Source organism: Candidatus Marithrix sp. Canyon 246, assembly GCF_001723685.1.
Classification (GTDB): Bacteria; Pseudomonadota; Gammaproteobacteria; order Beggiatoales; family Beggiatoaceae; genus Marithrix.
In genome coordinates this window covers 184530-206925 of the sequence record NZ_MCBX01000038.1, presented here as the reverse complement: position 1 = coordinate 206925, position 22396 = coordinate 184530, and the positions used below count along the sequence as shown (strand labels likewise).

Below are 22396 nucleotides of genomic sequence, written 5' to 3'. Positions count from 1 at the left end.
AAAATTATTATGGAAAATTTTAAATCAGCTCTTAAAGCCTTTTCTAAAAAGAAGTTAGATATTCAACAGTTAGCGAGTAAACTTGACGCTGTTTTACAAAAAACACCCGCTCGTGCTATGTATTTATTGTCTTATTTACAAGAATTAAAACGAGAAGGCAAAATTTCTTTAGATGATTATTTAGTTCTTAAATCTCGAATTGAACCCTTTTATGATAAAACTGTAGTAACAGCAGAAGATGAAGAACAACAACCACTACCAGTAACTGATTTATCATCAAATGATGATAGCAATATTAATTCCGGGCAAACAATTCAAGATGATCATCAATTTCGTTTAGGTGCAAAATTGTATCTTGATGATACTGGTGCTGTATGGCAAGCTACTGATATTGTTAGACAACAGTCTGAATATCCAGATACTTTTGTTAGTATTAAATTTTTTGATGATAAATTTAAAGAAATGTCAGGAGTATTAAAGGCATTAGTCTATGAATTTCATCGTTATCAACGATTAAATCATATTAATATTGCCACTGCATATCAATTAGCCAAGACGCAAGAACACTTTTTTTTAGTTACAGAATATTTTAAAGGCTTACCATTAAAGACGTTTATTGAAAAACACCCCAGTGGCATTTTAATGACAGATGCGAAGCCTATTATTCAAGCTATGGCTGATGCGCTGGAATATGCTCACCATAATAATATAATGCACTCTGATTTTAATTCAAGCAATGTATTATATACGCCTGACAATCCACAACTGAAAGTTACTAATTTTGGTATTTCTCATGTTATCAAACGTCAACAACCATCAGAATTGGATTTTGATCCTCGTGATGATGTTTATGGTTTAGCTAGTGTTACTTATGAGTTATTAAGTGGTAAAACTGTTGATAAAGATTTTTTTGAACCCATAAAAAAATTAAATCGAAAACAAAATAAAGCATTACGACGTGCTTTAGCTGAGAATGATGGAACCTCTACTGTTAGACAGTTTATAGATGAATTATTTTCTCAGAAACAGAAAAAATCTTGTTCTTCATCATCTATGGGAGTGATGATTTTTGGTTTGATGGCTGTAATGATTGCCGCTGCTGCTGGTAGCATTTTTCAACCAGTAAAAAAAGTTCAAGAATATGTGCTGGTTGCTCAAACTGAACAGATTCCAGTAGTAAGAGCAACACCAGAACCAATACCAACACCAGAACCAATTCCACAACAAGCACCTATTCCAGTAGTTGTTAATGAAGTAAATCAACAAGAAATTATTAATTTATTGCAAGAGTGTAAATCATATATAGATTCTGATAATTTAACTACTAGTATCCGTGGTGATAAATACACTGCTCTTGCCTGTTATCGAGAGGTATTAAAAAAATCACCTAATGATAGTGAAGCTATTACCGGCTTAAAATACATAGAAACTCGTTATATACAATGGAGTGAAAAACTTTTAACTGAACAAGATTTTAGAAAAGCAGGTAAATATATTAAGCGTTTAGAAGAAGTTAATCCAAACTCAATAGTTCTACTTGACTTAAAACAACGTTTAAAACAAGGTTTTTTAGCTGAAGAGTCACGTAAAATTGAAGCAATACGTAGTACAGAAGAAGCTATGAAACAGGCAATTCAGAATAATACTGATATTAAGAATAATACTGATATTACTATTGAAGTTGAAACTATCCCTGAAGAATTACCAGAAGTAGATAAAGAAAAAGTAACTCAACTGCTTGTAAAATGTACAAGATTATATAAAAAACGACATTGGACAGCTGGGCGTAATGGTAATGCTGTAGCTTGTTATAAAGATGTTTTGAAAATCGATTCAATTAACCTTGATGCCTTAGATGGAATCAAAAAGATAGAAGCTAAATATTCTAGTTGGATAGAAAATGCTATTAGAATTAAAAATTTCAGGAAGGCAGAACGTTTATTAAAACGCATGAAAAAAATCAATACTACAACTGCAAAGAATTTGAAACAACGTATAGCAGATGAACGCAAAAAATATTTAGAAGAAAAAGCGTTGACTGAAACTTTTGTTAGTGAATAGATGATTATTAGCCGCTATTTATTTCGCGAAATACTAAATACTTTATTAGCAATTGCTTTGTTGCTAGTTATGATTTATATAAGTCATCGTTTTATGAAGTATTTAGTACAAGCGTCGGTAGGTGATTTGCCTGCTGAATTTATATTTCAGTTATTAGGTTTACGTCTATTAAGTGATTTAATGCTAATTTTGCCATTAGCATTTTTTTTAGCATTATTATTATCTTTAGGGCGTTTATATAAGGATAATGAAGTTACAGCTATGGTAGCTTGTGGTATTCCATTGCCATTTAAAAGTATTATTGGTTTTGGTGTAAGTTTTGGCTTTGTCATAGCGTTATTATCTTTAGTATTAGCCCCTTGGGCTGAAGAAAAACGAGGCATTTTACAAGTACAATTAACGACTTCGGCGGAAATGGGAGGCATTGCTGCTGGGCGTTTTAAGGAGTTTAGTCATGGTAATGGTATATTTTATGTTGAGGAGTTAGACACTGATAGTAAATTGATGAAGCGGCTATTTGTGCAGGTTAATTTACCTAACAAACGAGTGGTAATGATAGCAAAACGCGGTTATCAATTGGTAGAGGATGGTGAATTATTTTTAGTTTTAGTTGATGGTAATCGTTATGAAAGTGAAATAGGCAAATTAAACTATCTTATAACTAACTTTGCTGAACATAGAATTAGAATTCCCAAACGTCTTGATGCTATACCAAAAAATACTCGAATTGAGGCGATGCCTAGTTATTTATTATTTCTGTCAGAAAGAAAGGAATTGCAAGCCGAATTACAATGGCGTTTATCTTTACCGTTATCTGTAATCCTATTAGCGGCATTAGCGGTGCCGCTATCTCATACCACCCCGCGCCAAGGGCAATATTCTAAAATAGTTTTAGGTATTCTTATTTATTTGATTTATAACAATTTATTGAATGTTGCAAAAAAATGGGTAGAACGCGGTGATGTTGCTAATTGGGTGGGAGTCTGGTGGGTGCATTTGGTGTTGTTATTTATCATAATTGTTTTGTTTAATTATGGTCATATTAAAAATGCTATAAGGGGTTTATTTAAAAAGGCATAAGAGCTGACTGGTCTGAAGTACTAGTGCAAGAAAGCGGAACTATCCATACCTTATGTTAGTACAACGGATTTACGGAAAAAACGGATTAACAATACTATTGTATGGATATTTCCGCTTTCCAGTACTAGTAGTCTGTCAACTTTGTTTTGAGGGTACGACTCAAACTAAAGTTTGGACTCCTACTAGGTTCTCATCTTTTAAGAAAGTCTAAGGATGCTAGGAATATTGTTAGTTTTCAATGGGAACAAGTTTAATTGTAGGGGTTTTAGACCTGACAGGTTTTTAAAACCTGTCAGGTCTGAAAGTATACTCATCATTGAAAAATCGGTTATAATCACCGAGATTTCAATGATGAGTATAAAATAGATGATAATTCAACGTGATATTGATTATGCTAATATTAAAAAAAGGCTATCTACATATAGGGTAACTGCCTTATTAGGTCCTAGACAATCAGGAAAAACAACCTTAGCTAGACAATTTCAATCTAATCATTATTTTGACCTTGAAAATCCAATGGATTTAGCTCAATTTCAAAATCCACAGTTGACACTGACACGTTGTAAAGGTTTGATTATTATAGATGAAATTCAGCGTAAACCAGAATTATTTGCCTTAATACGTTATTTAGTTGACACGATTCCTGAACAAAATTACCTCATTTTAGGAAGTGCATCACGAGATTTAATTCGGCAAAGTTCAGAAACTCTTGCTGGTAGAATTTCTTACTATACTCTGTTAGGTTTGAGAACAATGGATATTAATTCTGACCAAATAGAACAATTATGGTTCACAGGAGGCTTGCCTTCTTCATTTTTAGCCGCAGATGATGCTATAAGTTATCAATGGCGCGAAGATTACATTAGAACCTTTCTGGAACGCGATATTCCAGCATTAGGAATTACTATTCCAGCCGAGACTTTACGACGATTTTGGCATATGGTAAGTCATTATCATGGCAATATAATCAACTTTGCAGAAATAGGGCGATCATTTGGTATTGCTGATACTACTGTGCGGCATTATATAGATATTCTAGTTGGAACCTTTATGCTAAGAATACTACAACCGTGGTATGTGAATGTTGGTAAACGCTTGGTGAAACGTCCAAAACTTTATTTTCGTGATTCTGGCATTTTTCACAGCTTATTAGCTATTGAAACGCCAGAAGTACTTTATAGGCATCCCAAATTAGGCAGTTCTTGGGAAGGATTTGCTTTGGATTGTGTGTGGAGAAGTGTTGGAAAACCTGATTAACAAGCCTACTTTTGGGCAACTCATTCAGGAGCAGAAGTAGATTTATTTTGGCAACACCAAGCTAAAAGTTGGGCTTGTGAATTTAAGTTTTCAGATGCACCAACTTTAACAAAATCAATGCTTTCTGCTCTAAAAACCTTGAATTTAGAAAAATTATGGGTAATCTATCCCGGAAACACAAAGTATTATATACATGAAAAAATTGAAGTTTTACCATTAAAAGAGATTCCCAGTAATTGGGAATATTGAGACACTTAAAACTGCAAAATAATGAAAATTACCAACATTGAAATTGAAAATCAAACGATTTTTCAACATGCAAAACTAACATGCTCCAACTTAAATGTGATTGTAGGTGAAAATGGTAGTGGTAAATCTCATTTACTCAAAATGATTTATTCTATTTTGGCTGTGAGTGCTGAAGAAGGACGTAAACATAATGCAACTCATCCAACTAAAATTCTTTTGCAAACACGATTGGCTGATAAATTAATTAATGTTTTTCGTCCAGAAATTCTAGGACATTTGGTGCGGCGCAAACTTAAAAATCGTCAACGATGTAAAATTTCAGCCTTTTTTGATGATCAAAAACTGGATATACAGTTTAGCTTTGCTAGTCAAAGTAGAACTGAAGTAGTAATTGATCAATTACCCTCTATTTGGTTAGATAAACATCCTGTTTTTTTGCCAACTAAGGAGTTATTAACAATTTATCCAAATTTTGTATCAGTTTATGAAAATCATTATATTGAATTTGATGAAATTTATCGTGATACTTGTATTCATTTGGGAGCCTTGCCTATAAAAAATATCAATGAAACACTTTTATTAAAATTACTTCAACCATTAGAACAAGGTATAGGGGGGCAAATTAAATTAGATAAAAATGGACGCTTTTATTTAATGATGCCTAAGCAGAAGAAAATGGAAATGCCATTAGTGGCAGAAGGTTCACGTAAATTAGCAATGTTAATTCAATTAATTGTAAATGGAGCTTTATTAAATAAAGGTTATTTGTTTTGGGATGAACCAGAAGCTGAACTAAATCCACGTTTATTGAAGCTTATAGCAGAAACGCTTTTTAGTTTATGTGAAAATGGTATTCAAGTATTTATAGCTACTCATAGTTTATTTTTACTAAGAGAATTAGAAATTTTCAGACAAAAAACAGAATATAAACAACAATCAGCACGGTTTTTTGCATTAGAAAAACATCAAGACAAAGTCACAATAGAACAAGGAAATAGTATAGAAGAAATTGATCCAATTGTAATGCTAGATGAAACAATGAATCAATCAGATCGTTATGTGGAAGAAACATGGCACAACAAATAATTGAAGGTGAATTAATATTTGAATTTCCAGACAATTGGCTGGTATCAAAATATGATGATTGGACTTTTTATCGTAAACATTTTCAAAAACAATTACAAGGGCAAAAAGCTGTTGATATTATTGCAATAGAACCAAAAAACCAATGTCTATGGATGATTGAAGTAAAAGATTACAGAGCTAATCGTCGCACAAAACCTTGTGATCTGATCAATGAAGTTGTAGTAAAAATTATTGACAGTCTATCCGGCTTATGGGCAGCCAAAATAAATGCTACAATACCTGCTGAAAGAGAATTAGCAATAGCGGCAGCAAAATGTAAACAATTAAGAGTGATTTTACATCTGGAACAACCACAAAAATATTCTAAATTATTTCCAAAAGTGATTGATCCTGCTAATGCGAGTGTTAGACTTCGTAAATCCATTCGAGCTATTGATCCTCACGCCAAAGTTTATAACCAATATAATACGCCAAAACATTTATGGCATGTACGGAGTAAATTACATTAGAACCTTTCTGCAACGCGATATTCCAGATTATATACATGAAATTTTAGAACTTACTATGCAAAAACAAACAGGTTTATTAAGGCTAATAAAAGCATTTGGCTATTCATTAGCTGGTTTAAAAGCGGCATTTATTCATGAAGCTGCTTTTCGTCAAGAGGTAATTTTATCTCTTCTATTAATACCTTTAGCATTGTTTTTAGGTGCTAATGGTATTGAACGCGCATTATTAATTTCTGGTTTATTCGTGGTATTAATAGCTGAATTGTTTAATTCAGCTATTGAAGCAGTTGCTGATCGTATCAGTGAAGAAAAACACCCCTTAATTAAGCGGGCTAAAGATATTGGATCAGCGGCTGTGCTGGTTGCACTTTGTTATGCTGTTTTAGTTTGGTTGTTAGTGCTATGGGGTGGCTAACAAAACCAACAAGTTATCATCAACCACCGAAGGTGGTAAATTTTGATTAAAACGAGGCACCTTATTTTCTAATACCACTTTAATTGCATCATTTGGGCGATAATAGCTGGATTTATATCTATTGATGTTCATCATTTTATTGCCTTTCAGTCTCACATTTATATATTTTTCACCTACAATCGAAGTATTATAATAACCTTTTGCTGTTAATGTTACCCATTGCTGATGTTTAAATGCTACCATTTGTGCTATTTCTTTAGCAGTTGCTGTTTCCCATAAACGTATAGTTCCATCAGCACTGGCTGATAATATTAATTTGCCATTAGGGGAAAAAGTCACTGATTCTACAAAAGAAGAATGCCCTTTAAAATTACGAATTAAGCGTCCATTTTTGATGTTCCATAATTTTATAGCTTGATCTCTACTTCCAGATAAAGCCATTTTACCATCAGGAGAAAAAGCCACATTAATAACAGGATTTATATGGCCATGAAAATTACGAATTACTCGCCTTTTATTAATATTCCATAATTTCATAGTGTTATCAGAACCACCAGATAAAGCCATTTTGCCATCAGGGGAAAATGCGACACTATTTACACCATAACGATGATCTCGGAAAGTCGCAATTAAACCGCCTGTATATAGATTCCAGAGTTTTATAGTATGATCATCACTTGCAGATAAAGCTTTGGTTCCGTCAGGAGAATACTTAATGCTATTTATGGTTTTATGATGTCCATATAAAGTATGGATTATACCTCCATTTTTAACATTCCATAATATAATGCTTTTATCTAAACTAGCTGATAAAATCGTTTTTCCATTTGGAGCAAATGCAACACTATTTACCCAAGAAGCATGATCCTCAAAACTACGTATTAAATAACCATCTTTAATTGACCATAATTTTATCGTATCATCCCAACTTGCAGATACAACCGTTTTGCCATCAGGAGAAAAGGCAACTGATTTAATCGGTAAAAAATGTCCATAAAACTTTTTAATTAACTTACCACTTTTAAGAGACCATAGTCTTAGTGTTTTATCTATACCACCAGATAGTGCTAATTTACCATTAGGCGAAAAGGCAATAGCATTAACTGCTTTAGTTTTACCTTTGAATTCCTTGATTAATCTTCCACTATTCACAGACCATAACTTAATAGTTTGATCCGAGCTAGCGGATAAAACTTTTTTTCCATTTGGAGAAAATGTAACACTATTCACCCAAGAATCATGTCCATTAAAAGTGTGAATTAATTGCCCAGTATTCACCTTCCATAATTTCATGGTTTCATCAACACTAGCTGATAAAACAGTTTTACCATCAGGTGAAAAGGCTACCTTATTCACCCAGAAACTATGCCCTTTAAAACTACGAATTAAGCGTAATCGTTTCAGATCCCATAATTTTAGTGTCTTATCCCAAGCAGCAGATATAGCCTTTTTACCATCAGGAGAAAATTTTATATCATGTATATATGATGTATGTCCTTGAAAGGTATGAATTGTTTCTCCTGTATTAATATTCCATAATTTTATGGTTTGATCCCAGCTAGCTGATAAAGCTTTTTTTCCATTAGGCGAAAATGCAACCGCTGTAACATTCCACGAATGCCCGTAAAATGTACGTATTACACGCCCAGTTTTAATATTCCATAATTTCAGAGTTTTATCATAACTACCAGTTAATATCATTTTTCCATTAGGAGAAAATGCCACACTATTTACATGTTTATAATGTCCCTTAAAAGTACGAATTAAAGCTCCATCATTCAGATTCCACAGTTTTACTGTTCTATCTGAACTAGCAGATGCTAGTATTTTTCCATTAGGAGAAATAGCGATACTTTCTATTGATTCAGTATGTGCATGAATACTTCTAATCAAACACCCAGTTTTTTGATCCCATAATTTGATGGTTTGATCATCACTAGCGGATATAATTTGTTTGCCATCTGGTGTAAAAATTACATGATTTATATCGCCAATATGCCCTAATTGTAATAACAGTTTATCTATTGCAGGAGCTGCATATAAATAAGTTACTGTATTACAAATTAAGAATAATGTTATAAATTTTTTAAACATTCTATAAAACCATGCAATCTGAAGGCTATTTGAGTATTTTTTAATTGAAGAGATTGTTCCACAGCTCTTTGCGCTTGATCAACTTTATTTGTTGTCAATAATTTAATTGCTTGTTCACAAAAATGCGTTGCCTGAGATTCAATTGTAAACAATTGAGATAAATCAGTGCCACAACGATTACAAGTTGAATTTTCTTTGATACGTGCCTTACAAATTGGACAACGTTGCATTATGATTCCAAATAATAAAGAATATCAGATAACTGATCCATTGACTCTTTTAAATCAGTTTTATCTTTAATCGCTTCAATTAAATTTATAATATCTTCACTATCCTCAGCAGAAGCTTGATCTAACATACGTTCTGCTTTTTCTATTAAAGCTTTGGTTTGTACAGTCGTATGATGATCTTCATCATCACCACCAAATATTGCATCAATACGTTTTTGTGCCGCTGCCATTTCGTCTGCTTCAAAACGAGAAATTGCATTATCTATTACAATAGATTTTGCTAATCCAGTATTTTTTTCTACTGCTGATACATCTAAAATACCGTTTAAATCTAATTCCAATTTCAGTAAAATTGGATTACCTTGAGGCACTTCATTTAAACCCTCAACCATGAATTCACCAATTTGAATATTGTTGAGGGCATCGCTATCTTCGCCTTGATATATTTTTATATCTACCGCTTCTTGATTATCCCGCATTGTATGGAACACGTCAGTTTTCATAATCGGTAGCGAACTATTTTTTTGAATAATTGGCACATACATATAAGGATATAATTCTCCATTTAATTCACCTATCGCGCTGGTGCCATAAGTATATGGAGTAATATCAACTAATACAGCAGATGTTGCGATTTTATCGCCTGCAATTATAGCAGCTTGAATCGCTGCGCCTGTAGCAACACATAAATCTGGATCAATTTCTAGTCGTGGTTGTTGCTTGAATTCTGCTTCTAAACGTTGACTGACTAATGGTGTGCGAGTGCTACCTCCAACTAATAAAATTTCATCAATATCAGATGCAAGTAAATTGGCACCATTTAGTGCAATATGTACAGCTTCTAAGGTTTCATCTATATACTCAGCAATCATTGATTCATAATCATCTCGTGATAATTCGAGTGATAAATGTATTGGAGTACCATTTTTTTCTTCTAAATATTCTTCTTCAATCATCACAAACGGCTGATTAGATAAAGCGCGTTTTGCTGCTTCAGCGGCACGATTAATACGTGCCATCGCCTTAGATGATTGTGGTTTTATATGATCAATAATATATTCTATAATTTTTTGATCAAAATCATCGCCACCTAATTTATTATTACCATGACTAGCTAAGACTTCTACTACGTCTTCTTCCAAACTAACAACTGAAACGTCAAAAGTACCACCACCTAAATCATAAACCAGAATATGTTTATGAGTTTTATGATTAGTTTCATAAGAAAGTGCAGCCGCTGTTGGCTCATTAATCATTCTTACAACTTCTAAGCCTGCAATTTCCCCAGCTTCACGAGTAGCTTGACGTTGAGCGTCTGAAAAATAAGCAGGAACAGTAATAACCGCTTTATTTACTGGTTCATTTAAATATGATTCTGCAATTGCTTTGAGGCGTTTCAGAATCATAGCTGAAACTTCTTGCGGAGTATAAGTTTGTGCAGCTAATTCTAACTTAGTTTCTTCACCCATATGACGCTTAACTGATTTAATAGTGCGTTCTGGGTATAAAGCATATTGATTTTTAGCTGGTTCACCTACTAATATTTCATCATTCTCGCCCATCCCTACAAATGATGGAATAATTTTACTACCAGCTTCTTCAATTACGATGACTTTGCCATCTTGAACTACTGCTATTTCAGAATTGGTAGTGCCTAAATCAATACCGACGATAATTTCATTATTCATATTTTATTAACCTTAACCTCTGCAAGACGTAAAATTTCATTTTCCCACATAAAACCTTTACGTAATTCGCCTGTAACAATACCATTGTCTATTTTTACTTGTTTATCAACTTCAACAGCTCGCATCAAATGTGGATCAAGAATTTTATTTAACACATCTATTGGCAATACTTTATGCTTAGCCAATTGCTGCTCAAAGCGTCGCAATGTCATTGCTTGACCTTCTTTTATACTTGCTATAAGCGCAAATTCTCGTTTATAAAACAACTTCCAAAAAGAAGGTTTATAATTATTTAAACTAAGCATACCGGCATCTAAACGATCATAGACATCTAAAAAATCTAATAACACATGGCGCATCAACTCACGATCTTGATTATTTTGCTTGAACATATCCAAGGCTTTTTTGACTTGACGCGATTCTAATTTGACTTCATTACGTAATGCCGCTAATTCAGTAAATAAGGCAAATAAATCTGTTGTATTTGTATCCTCAATGTCATCAACAGTTTGGTGTAAATAAGTTTCAAATTGTGTAAGCAATTCTGCTTTTTTACTATCATCCATGAGTTTCTAATAAAACTTTTGTTAATAACTTTTCATTAGTGGCTTGTAATTTACCTGCTGATAAGCTATCTTCTACAAAAGCAAAAATATTTGGCATGTCAGTATTAAATAATTGATATTTAATACGTTTTGTTTCAGTATTGATTAAATCAAAAGCAGAACGAATTTTTTTAAATTCATCTGGAGCTTGTTCTGGGCTATAAATTTTGACTTTTTGTAAATAAGCTTTTTTGATTTCATCATTAGTTGCATCTATATTTACACCTAAAATATCAAAGGCTGTTATCATAAAAACCTCTTAAATTAAGTACAGCGAATTACGTGGATAAACTAATAAAACTTCACAATTCGTTTATCCACGTAATTCGCTGTACTCCTTTCTGTATATTATTAGCATATAGCCTTAATAATTATTATTGTAAATTAATTTATCATAAAATTAATAATCATCATTGCTGTACGGTTATCTCCTTGAGTGTTTGCAATACTCATTGCTTCATCAATTATTTGAAATTGATATGGTTCTAAATTAAAAATTTTACCATCAATTTCAGCATAAACTTCATAAAACATAAATGCTGGGTGATTTGACCAACGTTTATTGGCAGTAGTTGCAAATTTGCCTAATAAATCATAATTGGCTAAGTCTTTAAAGCACTCACATAAACTCAACATTTCGTCTTGAGAAAAATCAAGTTTAGCCATTTTTATAATAGTAGGTTTGATTTTCTGCACACTTTCGTTAAGACAATCGACTTTTTGTTCCAAGTAAGCATTAATTATATTAAGTAATTTTAAAGCATCATTTTTATTAGGGATAAGATTTTGTTTAGTTAGTTTCAAATCAAGAAACTGACGCTTACTTTCAACAATTATTCTAAATTGATCACAGATATCATCATTGACAAATTGTTTTTCAAACTTCTTAATAGCCATTGCTTGATTATCGCTAGTATGTATGGCTAATAAAGCTTGATTGATTTGCACAATACCATTAGATTTTTTTTCTAACCGCATAGCAGAATCTAATTCTTTAACAGCTAAATGGTATTTCTTCGTTTTAATTGATTTACGAGCATGAGATATATGAGATGCGATAGCACAATCACGCGCTTTTGCATTAATTGGATCTATTTTTAATAAGCTTTGAGCAAATTTTACCGCTTTCTTAAAGGCTTTTTTGCGTGTGGCAGATGCCATAGCAAGCAATAAAATATCTGGATCTGTGGGTAATTGTTTCAGTGCAGTATCAACACATTTATGATAGGGTTTTAATTCACCCTCATCTTCATACCATTTAACTAAGTTGAGATAAGTGTTTTTATCTGCTGGATCATATAATAAACTTGCTTCTAAATCAGCTACTATATCTTCTTCATTGTCAGATAATTCGGCTAAATGACGATAAATAAAAGCGATTTTTAATTCATTATTTTGTTCCTGTTTCAGATATTTGATACATTTACGCCAATACTTATCAGCTTCATCTTGTTCAGAGCGAATTGCGAGAATACGATTTTTTTCAAATGATGATAATGATCCAAATTCACTTTCATAAGCTTTAATTCCTCTAGGATAATGAGGCAATAAAGCTAAGCAAAATTGACTACTTTTTTCTTTACCGAAAAGTTGCCAATTTTTTATCACTATTTCTAATAATGTTTTATTGTTGTGTGGTTTTCTTAGTTGATTAATAATGTTAATTTGCTTATTATTCCAGCCTTTCAGACTAGCTATCAAAGCTAATTCAGCAGGATTTAACTGCTTATTAACTATAGATTCCAGCGAATTTGTTGATAAACTAATAACAGTAGCTAAGTTCTTATATGGAGAATCTGCTGGAATTTTATTAAACAGTTGCAAACTAGCATCAGTTTCAATTGAGATTAATCCCTTAATAATAGTACTATAATCTCTATAAGGTGAACGGAAAGGAATTTGCTTTAAAGCCGCTTTACAAGCTTCATAATCTGTTTGTTCATAGCTTGACAGAGCATCTTTAATGAAAACCAAGTGTTTTACTAAAATATGATCTTCAGGAAATTCAATGCCATTAACACCAGCGGCTAATAACATTCCAAATAACAGATTTAATTCAGGCATAGAATCGTTTGATTCAATAAAAAAACGCGCTGCTTGTGTATAACTCTCAGCTTTAATCAGCCAAAATATATACTGATCCAAATTATCTGGTTTATTACGAATTTCCCATAATGCAGCCGCTTCTTTATACATGCCCTTATTAGCTAATTCATGAGAACGTAACAAATAAGCTTTTGCTAGCGCGTCAGACCATTCTTGACGTGGTTCTGATTTTAATAATTTTTTATAGGCAGCTATAGCATCTTTATATTTATGGTTACTTAATAACTTAGCTGCATTGGCAGGTGACAAGGTTTGAGATTGTTTTTTCTTTTTACGCATAGGATGTTATTATATAGTTTTAGTACAAATAGTATAAGGAGATATAAATAAATATGACTGACAACGTAGTTGAAGATAATAGCAGACGACGCTTCTTAGTTGCAGCTACAAGTGTAGTTGGAGCTGTTGGAGCTGGTTTTGTTGCAGTACCTTTTTTAACATCCTTTTCTCCAAGTGCTAAAGCACAAGCTGCTGGCGCACCAATAGAAGTGGATATTAGTAAAATCAAAGAAGGTCAAAGGCTTACCGTTGAATGGCGCGGTAAACCTATTTGGATAGTTAAAAGATCAGAACAAAACTTACAAGAATTGTCAAGTTTAAATAATAAATTGCGTGATCCTCATTCTGAGGTAATTAGTCAACAACCTGATTATGCTAAAAATGCTGGGCGTTCAATTAAACCTGAGTATTTAGTATTGATAGGTATTTGTACCCATTTAGGCTGTTCACCTTCTTATGTTGAAGCCGATAATCCGGCAGGGAATGACATTGATCCTGACTGGAAAGGTGGGTTTTTCTGCCCATGTCATGGTTCTAAATTTGATTTAGCAGGGCGAGTATATCAGAGTGTTCCAGCACCTACCAATTTAGTTGTGCCTCCTTACACCTATTTAAGTGATACTCGTCTGTTAATAGGAGCTACTGCTTAATGAATAAAATGTTAGATTGGGTGGATAGTCGTTTTCCATTAATGAGTTTATGGAATGAACATCTTGCCAAATATTATGCTCCAAAAAACTTTAATTTTTGGTATTACTTTGGATCATTAGCATTATTAATGCTGGTATTGCAAATAGTAACTGGTATTTTTCTTACCATGAATTATAAACCAGATGCAGAATTAGCATTTGGCTCTGTTGAATACATAATGCGCGATGTCAATTATGGTTGGTTGATTCGCTATATGCACGCAGTTGGTGCATCATTCTTTTTTGTCGTGGTTTATTTACATATGTTTAGAGGTTTGATGTATGGTTCATATAGAAAACCGCGTGAATTAGTATGGTTAATAGGCATGTTTATTTATGTATGTCTAATGGCAGAGGCATTTTTAGGCTATTTGTTACCTTGGGGGCAAATGTCTTATTGGGGTGCGCAAGTTATTATTTCTTTATTTGGTGCAATTCCTTATGTTGGTGAAGATTTAGCATTGTGGATACGCGGTGATTATGTAATTGCTGACGCTACTTTAAATCGTTTCTTTGCTTTTCATGTAATTTTAGTACCTTTAATTTTATTAGTATTAGTAGTATTACATATTATGGCCTTACATGAAGTAGGTTCTAATAACCCTGATGGTGTTGAAATTAAGAAGAATAAAGATCCAAAAACAGGTATTCCTGTAGATGGAATTCCTTTTCATCCATATTATAGTGTTAAAGATATTGTTGGCGTAACAGTATTTTTAATGTTGTTTGCTGGGGTAATATTTTATGCACCAGAATTGGGTGGTTATTTTATTGAAGCTAATAACTTTTTCCCTGCTGATCCATTAAAAACACCTGAACATATTGCACCTTTATGGTATTTCACACCTTTTTATGCAATATTGCGTGCTATACCTGATAAATTAATGGGTGTAATTGCTATGGTTGCAGCTATTGGAATTTTATTTGCTCTACCTTGGTTAGATAGAAGCCCAGTAAAATCAATTCGTTATAAAGGTTGGATTTATAAATTGGCTTTAACTTTATTTATTATCAGCTTTTTTGGTTTATGTTATTTAGGCATGGTGGGACCAACGCCAATTAAAACCCTTTTTGCACAAATATTTTCCGCTATATATTTTGCATTTTTCTTATTAATGCCTATTTATTCTAAACTAGATAAAACCAAGCCGGTTCCAGAAAGGGTGACTGACTAATGAAAAGAGTAATTTTAACTTTAATTTTTTTAATACCCAATATTAGTTTTGCTAGTGGTGGTGTTCAGCTACAACATGCAAATAATGACATTACTGACAAAGCTTCTTTACAACAAGGAGCTAAGTTATTTGTCAACTATTGTATCGGTTGTCACACTGCAAAATATATGCGTTATCAACGCATTGGTAAAGACTTAGGTTTAACTAATGAGGAATTACAAGATAATTTAATGTTTAGTGCTGAAAAAGTCGGTGAAACCTTAGATATAGCAATGGATAAAGATGATGCTAAAAAATGGTTTGGTGTAATTCCACCAGATTTAAGTGTTACTGCTCGCTCTCGCGGTACAGATTGGTTATATACTTATTTATTAAGTTTTTATTTAGATCCATCACGCCCAAATGGTGTCAACAATCTAGTGTTTAAAGATGTTGGTATGCCTCATGTTTTATGGGAACGTCAAGGTTGGCAAAAACTGGTTGATCATAAATTAGAATTAGTAAATAAAGAAGATGAAGCCAAAGCTAAACAATATCGTCAAGATGTACGTAATTTGGTGAATTTCTTAGATTATGTTGGAGAACCTAATAAAGCAGCGCGTTATGATTTAGGTTGGAAAGTCATATTATATCTTGCAATATTTTTTCTATTTGCTTATGCATTGAAAAAAGAATATTGGCGCGATATACATTAGTCTATTATAAACCTGACACCTGTCAGGTTTTTTTTCGGAGAAACTTATGACATCAATGCAACCATATTTATTACGTGCTGTACATGAATGGATCACTGATAATGATTTTACAGCATATATATTGGTGAATGCGGATTATGAAGGCTGTGAAGTACCTCGTGAGCATGTTGATAATGGTAATATAATATTAAATATATCAACAACAGCGGTAGAAAATTTAGTATTAAATAATGATTCGGTGGATTTCAATGCTCGATTTTCAGGGCAACAAGTTAATGTATTTATTCCGATACCAGCAGTATTAGCAATTTATGCACAAGAAAATGGCAAAGGTATGTCATTTCAAGCTGAGCCAGAAGAACAGAAGGCAGTGTCTCCACCGCCAAAAAAACCAACACTTACATTGGTTGAATAATTCGATCCATATGAATAGTCGAGAAATTATAAAGCGGCTGAAAAATGATGGTTGGGTATTGCATCACACTAAAGGTGATCATCATCAATTTAAACATCCAACTAAATCTGGTAAAGTTACAGTGCCACATCCAAGAAAAGATATAGCTATAGGTACACTTCGTAGTATCTATAGACAGGCAGGATGGGAGTGGAATTAAAATGAAATTTCCTATAGTTATACATAAAGATACTGAATCTGACTTCAGTGTAACAGTACCTGATCTTCCGGGGTGTTTTTCAGCAGGTTCAACCGTAGAAGAAGCTATGGATATGTCACGTGAAGCAATTGAGTGCCATATTGAGGGCATTTTGATAGATAATGAGCCAATTCCAATAGTTTCAGCTATAGAGCAACATCAACAAAATGAAGATTTTAAAGATGGTATTTGGGCAATTATTGATGTAGATTTGAGTAAACTTTCAATACCATCAAAGTCTGTAAACATTGAAATTCCAGAAATTTTATTAAATACGGTAGATAATTATGCTAGAAAGCATGGTAAATCGCGTTCTAGCTTATTGACTCAAGCAGTAACAGAGTATATATCTACTCATTAAATTGGTTGAATAATTCGATCCATATAACCGGGCATCTCTAACATTTCTAAGGAGATGCCACGCATTAATATCCTTCCCGTCTGACGCTGATTATTACCATCGTCAAATTCAAATTGATATAGTCTTTGCACTATTAATTTACCATGATTATTACGTTTTAATCTGATTCGTATTAATGCAATGGTATCATCTAATAATTGTAGTTTTAATTCTCTACAACTTTGTTTACAAATATTTTTTGCCCTTTCACGTGATTTTAATGTGTCAAACCAAAACCATGTTAGAAGGCTTATTAATAATAATAGTATTATTGTTGTTATCATGATCGTTAGTGAACCATAATCAATTCACTAGGAATTGTTCTATTTAAAGAGCTTGGAATTGATGATAGTTCGGTTGGTATGGTTTCTTCTCCTTGTCGCCATTTTATCCATTGTTGATTTTCTTCTGCCATTATCACTATGTCTGCGCGTTCTAGTTGGTAAATTATGGCGCGTTGGTGTTGTATTTCTCGTTCTTCTGTTGTTAGTGATGTTGGTTGTTTCCCGGCTGGTAGTAGGTCTATTATCCAGTCGGCTTCTGGGTATTTTTGTTCGTTTGGGTAGGGGCGGGGTATTATTAATTTTAGCTTTTCTTCAATGGCTATTTTTGCAAATTCCTGTTCTAGGGGGTTTTGTAAGGCTGTCATAAATGTTATATGGTAATCATTATGTTTTGTTAATAGTTGTTTGATGAATTCTTTATTCAGTTGTGATTCTTTTGTCGCTAGTAAGGCTATTGTTATCGCTTTACGTACTTTTTCTCCTTGTTTGGGCTGTTGTGATGAGAAGAAGTTTTGTAAGTCTTGTATGTTGGTTCTATCTTTTTGTTTTTCATCTTCTGGTAGTTGCTCGTATGGTACTAGGCATGGGTGGATTTTGCGGTTGTCATCTCTTGTGGTTCCGTATTGCCAGCCATTTAGTCGGCGTTCGGCGTACCAACGCTTGTGTTCTAGTTTTGCTAGTAATTCTTGGTTTTCGGTTAAATCTACTGTTTGGCTCCAGTTGCTTGGATCTTCTGGTATCCAATAGGCTAGGCTGGCTAGTTTTACTGTTATATGATCTGCCGCTCCCCGATTGGCATCGCGGTAGGTTTCTGTTAAGTCTTGCCATTTTGTGCCTTTTCCATAGCGGCTGTTGTAGGCTTTATGTATGAATTTTGCGAGTTTGTCGCTACTTGCTTCTACTATTTCTTGCCAACTACATGTTTGTTCTAGTTGTCCAAAATGTTGAACCACTTGCTCAAAATAAGGGGTTTTTTCTACGGGTATTGATAGGGCTGGTAAGTCTTGTGTCATTTCAACAAATATTGGTGCTAGTGCTATACGTGTTTGTTGGGTTTTTATTCGCAATCGTAGGGAGGCGTTTATATTTTTCTTGTCTTGTTCAAGGCAAAATAAGATTGCTGTCAGGTTTTGACCGTAAGCACTGTTTCCTTGGTTTTCAAGTGTTTGTAAAAATTCTGCGTCTGGTGTTTGTGTCTTTATGTTAAAGTCGATGAAATTAAGTTTGCAGATTTCTGGGTCTTGCAAGCCGGGGTAGCGGTTTATAAATTGTTGTCCGCGTTGTTTGGCTTGGGGGTCTATTATTATTATTTCTGGGACTTTGAAGTCTCGGTAGTAGCTAGAGCTGGCTAGTTGGAGTAGCATTTGTTGTGCTTTATTAGCAAATCCAAATATGGCTACTCGGATTCTATCTTGTCCCCGCATATCTGCATATTGGTATAGGGGGTAGCTTAGTAATAAACGTCGTGCGGTTAGGCGGTGTCTATTGAATGTTATAACTTTTAAGCTTTGGTCTGATTTTAGGAATTGTGGGTCTTCTTTTAATGATTCGATTAGGTTTGGGTCGTCTATTTGAATATGGGCATATTTGGTGGTGGTTGTGGGTTGTTGTTGCAATATTTGTCGTAAGTTATTTACTCCTTGGATATTTAGGAGGTTATTTTTATTGGCAAAAATCACGCGCTCGGTTTGGTGAGCTGCGGCTTGCAATAATGTGGTTTTGTCTGTTGGATCGGCTATTAGTAGGCTTATATTGTTGTTTTGCATGATAAATGCTTGTTGTTGTAGTTTGGTTTCTAGTTCAATTGCAATGACATTTTTGTCTTGGGCTAATGCTGCTATTGCAATTTGTTGTCCACATTCTGCAAATCATGATATAACAATATGATTTTTATTGTGTTGTAGTCGCCATATTTGGTATTGGTTGATAAATATTTGAAATATTACTTGGGCGATTATGATGAAAGCAACGACAGTTCCCAAAAATTTGGCAATTGCTAGATACCATGCTCCTTCTGGAACTTGTAGCAAGTCTTGTTCGGGTATAAATAGTTGTATGGTACGCGATAGGTTGTCGAATATTGTTATTATGTTATTGGCTGGGTAGGCTAGGAAGTTACTTATTAGTCCTAGAATTAGTACTATTAGGCCGATAATTCCTATAAATTGCCAGTGTAGTAGGTTTTGGCCTTTTTTGTGGATTTGGTAGTTCATTTTGTTTTTTTCCTTTATTAATTTAGTTGTCTGAATCAGGATTTACAGGATTTTAGGATTTTCAGGATTTCACTTTGATAAAGAATGATATATCCTGTAAATTCTTTAATTTTGTAAATCCTGATTCAGACAATATTGTTATTTATTTTTCTATTTTGGCTCTGCAATATTCTAAATTATCGCGGACTGTTACTGTATTGGGATGTTCTGCACCTAATACTTTTTCAAATATTTCTAAGGCGCGTTTGTAAAGCGGTTCTGCATGGTCATAGTCTCCTTTCGCTTCAAGTAAACCCGCGAAATTATTCAGAGAACTCGCCGTGTCGGGATGCTGCTTGCCCAAGACTTTTTCATTAATTTCTAAGGCGCGACGCAACAAAGGAATAGCTGCTGAAAAATAACCAGCTTTATTAAAAAATAAACCTAAATTATTCAACACAATACCCAAATTATTTTCTTCAGGCTGTTCAGTTTCTTCATACTTTGCTAAACTCTCACCATAAGCCTCAACCATTGTCTTATCAGGTTCAAGCCCCAACCAATAGCCCCACAACTCATATTCTTGACCATTAAACTGCAAAAACATCGAAATATCACTAATACAATCCCGCAACCGATCTTTCTCTCCAGCCTGTTGCAATTGCCAAGGCAATTCATTTGCAATTCTGCTATCAAGTTCTTGTTCTTCAAAATAATTAGCTAAGCGTAAATGCCACTGTTGTTGATCTTCACAGCTAGACAAATAACGATTCTCTACCGCTTGCTTTAAATAATCATGGAAAAAACTCAACAAACCCTCACGGCTAACTAAAGTATTTTGTAAAGCCAAATATAAAGGCGACCAAACTGCTTGAGGTATATCCAAAATTTTCAATAATTCCGCTTCGTTTAGCCCCTGTCGTGATGCCCATAACAAACTCAAACTATCTGCGACTAAATGCGGAAATTCTTCTGCTTGATAATCAGCCTCTAAACGTGCCAGAACTTTATCATATAAAGCCGGAATAGTTTCAGTTTTCAAATGCTCTTTAAGGTGAGCTTCCAATTTATCGAACTCACCAAAAACTCGTAACTCCTCTAAAATTACTTGTAAATACAAAGGATTTGCCGTTTGTGAATGCTCCAATAAATCTTGCATTGGTGCATCCGCCAAACTTTTGCCATATTGTTGTAAATATTTAGTAATTAATTTTTTACGCTCAGATTTATCAGTTAATAAAGCCAACTGAAACCGTTGCCAATCAGCCGGCAAATCATCTGCCGAAATTGTCGATACAAATAAACGAATTTTAGCCGGAATAAAATGCAACCAACCGCGTGTAATATCAGATTCTTGTAATTGATTGAATCCATCAATGATTAAAATTACTGGCTTAGTGGCTTTGGCTAACCATTGACCAAATTGATCCTTAATCGCTTCAGGAGTAGTCGGCAATTCATCTTCCATCTCAAAAAAGCTTTTTAAATTCAACATAATCCGCCGTAACAACACAATTGGATTAGTGCTATCTGCTGAACTGCCGCAAAAATGCCAAATAACTAATTCATCAGCATGATTATCCTGATATTCTGCGCCCCAATTGGCTAATAATGCCGTTTTACCACTACCAGACTCAGCCCAAATAACTAAAGGGGCATCATCACTTTGAGCATGTTGACTAAGACGCTCAAAATCAAGATCACGTTTAATATAAACTCTTTGGCGACTATTAGCAAAAGCATCATGCTCAAAATTGAGTTGTTGTTTTGCGGTAAGAGTATCAGGAAACCTATGACAAATTTGCTCCCACAGCGGCTCAACAACCAAAGATTTTAAATCATCAGGTTGATTATAAGGCTCAATATGGCAACCATGCTTTTGCAAACGCTGTTTTAAACTTGCTTGTTTAACACTATTTTCAGCATTAGTTTCAGCAACAGAATATGCAGAATTAGGATCACGAAAATAAAATAAAGCTTGATTTGGCTCAACATTCAAAACTGCGTAAACTATCTCTAATTCAGTAATACTCTCAGTTTGCTGATCAGAAGTAGCACCATAATATTCACCCAACAAGCCGAGAAAAAAGGGCTGACAAGTATCAATTTGCTGAAAACAAATCGACGCAGCCAAACCTTGATCAACATCCTCAGATCTAATCCCCCAGCGCAAATCAACCTCAGTAAAGCCAATACCCTGCTTTGCACAACGACGGCGAATTTCAGGAAAAACATGATCAACTAAAGCCTTGCGATCATCATGCATACCCCGAAAAGTCGAAGAAATAAAAAGACGAACCTCACGATTTTCAAATTGCTTCATAATAATTTACCTTTTGGTCGTTTATTGCTGTACTACTATAGCAAATTATTATCCATATTTGTAAAGTGTTGTTTGCCCCTGAAAGGGGCAGACATACCAGCCTAGGGCAACGCCCTAGGATTGATTTAGTTAGAATGTTAGCCCTCTTAGGGTGATATATAATTAATGCTTATCAATTAGATATTTTTGGATAATTTTCAGGAAATAATTCTCAAAAGTCATGTATTATGTATCGCCCTTTCAGGGCTAAAATGATGAACCAATTTTGCTCTCCCGACATTAGGAGGGACCTTGTATGTTTGCCCCTTTCAGGGGCAGCAAATTAG

The 22396-nt window shown here is 33.9% G+C and carries 21 protein-coding genes; 12 read left to right on the top strand and 9 right to left on the bottom strand.

Annotated elements, in window-relative coordinates; all coding sequences use genetic code 11:
* Positions 1-9 precede the first annotated feature (9 nt).
* The 6 genes from BHU68_RS13665 to BHU68_RS13640 all read left to right on the top strand — a co-directional run bounded on the left by BHU68_RS13665 (position 10) and on the right by BHU68_RS13640 (position 6657).
* A complete protein-coding gene (locus BHU68_RS13665; RefSeq protein WP_069472707.1) occupies positions 10-2061 on the top strand; it encodes a protein kinase domain-containing protein in 2052 nt (683 codons plus the stop codon).
* Positions 2062-3141: an LPS export ABC transporter permease LptF gene (gene lptF, locus BHU68_RS13660; protein WP_069472708.1), complete on the top strand. Its 1080-nt coding sequence runs from the start codon at positions 2062-2064 to the stop codon at positions 3139-3141.
* Between the two features lie 366 nt (positions 3142-3507).
* Entirely contained in the window at positions 3508-4398 is an 891-nt protein-coding gene (locus BHU68_RS13655) for an ATP-binding protein (protein WP_216092599.1), read from the top strand.
* 270 nt (positions 4399-4668) lie between these two features.
* Entirely contained in the window at positions 4669-5733 is a 1065-nt protein-coding gene (locus tag BHU68_RS13650) for an AAA family ATPase (protein ID WP_069472709.1), read from the top strand.
* Positions 5718-6242, top strand: coding sequence for a hypothetical protein (locus BHU68_RS13645; RefSeq protein WP_069472710.1), 525 nt, complete (start codon positions 5718-5720; stop codon positions 6240-6242). Before BHU68_RS13650 ends, BHU68_RS13645 begins: the two co-directional genes overlap by 16 nt.
* The gene (locus tag BHU68_RS13640) at positions 6220-6657 is read left to right on the top strand and encodes a diacylglycerol kinase (RefSeq protein WP_083234198.1); all 438 of its coding nucleotides are present in this window, start codon (positions 6220-6222) and stop codon (positions 6655-6657) included. The genes BHU68_RS13645 and BHU68_RS13640 overlap by 23 nt, the downstream gene beginning before the upstream one ends.
* Here BHU68_RS13640 and BHU68_RS13635 read toward each other — a convergent pair.
* The 6 genes from BHU68_RS13635 to BHU68_RS13610 form a co-directional block, all read right to left on the bottom strand.
* Positions 6643-8751 carry a WD40 repeat domain-containing protein gene (locus tag BHU68_RS13635; RefSeq protein ID WP_069472711.1) on the bottom strand — a complete coding sequence of 703 codons (2109 nt, stop codon included), beginning with the start codon at positions 8749-8751 and terminating at the stop codon, positions 6643-6645. The genes BHU68_RS13640 and BHU68_RS13635 overlap by 15 nt on opposite strands.
* Positions 8733-8981 (bottom strand): hypothetical protein, encoded by a 249-nt coding sequence (locus tag BHU68_RS13630; RefSeq protein WP_069472712.1) that lies wholly within the window; start codon positions 8979-8981, stop codon positions 8733-8735. The genes BHU68_RS13635 and BHU68_RS13630 overlap by 19 nt, the downstream gene beginning before the upstream one ends.
* Positions 8981-10669, bottom strand: coding sequence for an Hsp70 family protein (locus BHU68_RS13625; RefSeq protein WP_069472713.1), 1689 nt, complete (start codon positions 10667-10669; stop codon positions 8981-8983). The genes BHU68_RS13630 and BHU68_RS13625 overlap by 1 nt, the downstream gene beginning before the upstream one ends.
* The gene (locus BHU68_RS13620) at positions 10666-11235 is read right to left on the bottom strand and encodes a nucleotide exchange factor GrpE (protein WP_069472714.1); all 570 of its coding nucleotides are present in this window, start codon (positions 11233-11235) and stop codon (positions 10666-10668) included. Before BHU68_RS13620 ends, BHU68_RS13625 begins: the two co-directional genes overlap by 4 nt.
* Positions 11228-11524, bottom strand: coding sequence for a J domain-containing protein (locus BHU68_RS13615; RefSeq protein ID WP_069472715.1), 297 nt, complete (start codon positions 11522-11524; stop codon positions 11228-11230). Before BHU68_RS13615 ends, BHU68_RS13620 begins: the two co-directional genes overlap by 8 nt.
* Before the next feature lie 134 nt (positions 11525-11658).
* Entirely contained in the window at positions 11659-13659 is a 2001-nt protein-coding gene (locus tag BHU68_RS13610; RefSeq protein WP_069472897.1) for a hypothetical protein, read from the bottom strand.
* Positions 13660-13712: 53 nt separating this feature from the next.
* On the opposite strand from BHU68_RS13610, the gene petA reads away from it, so the two are divergent.
* Genes petA through BHU68_RS13580 form a run of 6 tightly spaced genes read left to right on the top strand, consistent with a single transcriptional unit; the run spans position 13713 to position 17232 of the window.
* The gene (gene petA, locus BHU68_RS13605) at positions 13713-14309 is read left to right on the top strand and encodes a ubiquinol-cytochrome c reductase iron-sulfur subunit (protein ID WP_069472582.1); all 597 of its coding nucleotides are present in this window, start codon (positions 13713-13715) and stop codon (positions 14307-14309) included.
* The gene (locus tag BHU68_RS13600; RefSeq protein ID WP_069472581.1) at positions 14309-15523 is read left to right on the top strand and encodes a cytochrome b; all 1215 of its coding nucleotides are present in this window, start codon (positions 14309-14311) and stop codon (positions 15521-15523) included. The genes petA and BHU68_RS13600 overlap by 1 nt, the downstream gene beginning before the upstream one ends.
* On the top strand, positions 15523-16218 hold the full coding sequence (locus BHU68_RS13595; protein WP_069472580.1) for a cytochrome c1: 696 nt from the start codon (positions 15523-15525) through the stop codon (positions 16216-16218). Before BHU68_RS13600 ends, BHU68_RS13595 begins: the two co-directional genes overlap by 1 nt.
* A gap of 46 nt (positions 16219-16264) precedes the next feature.
* Positions 16265-16633 (top strand): ClpXP protease specificity-enhancing factor, encoded by a 369-nt coding sequence (locus tag BHU68_RS13590; RefSeq protein WP_069472579.1) that lies wholly within the window; start codon positions 16265-16267, stop codon positions 16631-16633.
* Between the two features lie 10 nt (positions 16634-16643).
* Positions 16644-16832 (top strand): type II toxin-antitoxin system HicA family toxin, encoded by a 189-nt coding sequence (locus BHU68_RS13585; RefSeq protein ID WP_069472578.1) that lies wholly within the window; start codon positions 16644-16646, stop codon positions 16830-16832.
* 1 nt (position 16833) lies between these two features.
* Complete coding sequence (locus BHU68_RS13580; RefSeq protein WP_069472577.1) at positions 16834-17232, top strand: type II toxin-antitoxin system HicB family antitoxin; 399 nt, start codon at positions 16834-16836, stop codon at positions 17230-17232.
* Here the strand turns inward: BHU68_RS13580 and BHU68_RS13575 are convergent.
* The 3 genes from BHU68_RS13575 to BHU68_RS13560 form a co-directional block, all read right to left on the bottom strand.
* Positions 17229-17555, bottom strand: coding sequence for a DUF3301 domain-containing protein (locus tag BHU68_RS13575; RefSeq protein WP_069472576.1), 327 nt, complete (start codon positions 17553-17555; stop codon positions 17229-17231). The two genes, BHU68_RS13580 and BHU68_RS13575, sit on opposite strands and share 4 nt — an antisense overlap.
* 5 nt (positions 17556-17560) lie before the next feature.
* Entirely contained in the window at positions 17561-19321 is a 1761-nt protein-coding gene (locus BHU68_RS13570) for a RyR domain-containing protein (RefSeq protein WP_069472575.1), read from the bottom strand.
* Positions 19322-19910: 589 nt separating this feature from the next.
* Positions 19911-22070 (bottom strand): tetratricopeptide repeat protein, encoded by a 2160-nt coding sequence (locus tag BHU68_RS13560; RefSeq protein ID WP_069472573.1) that lies wholly within the window; start codon positions 22068-22070, stop codon positions 19911-19913.
* Positions 22071-22396: the final 326 nt, after the last annotated feature.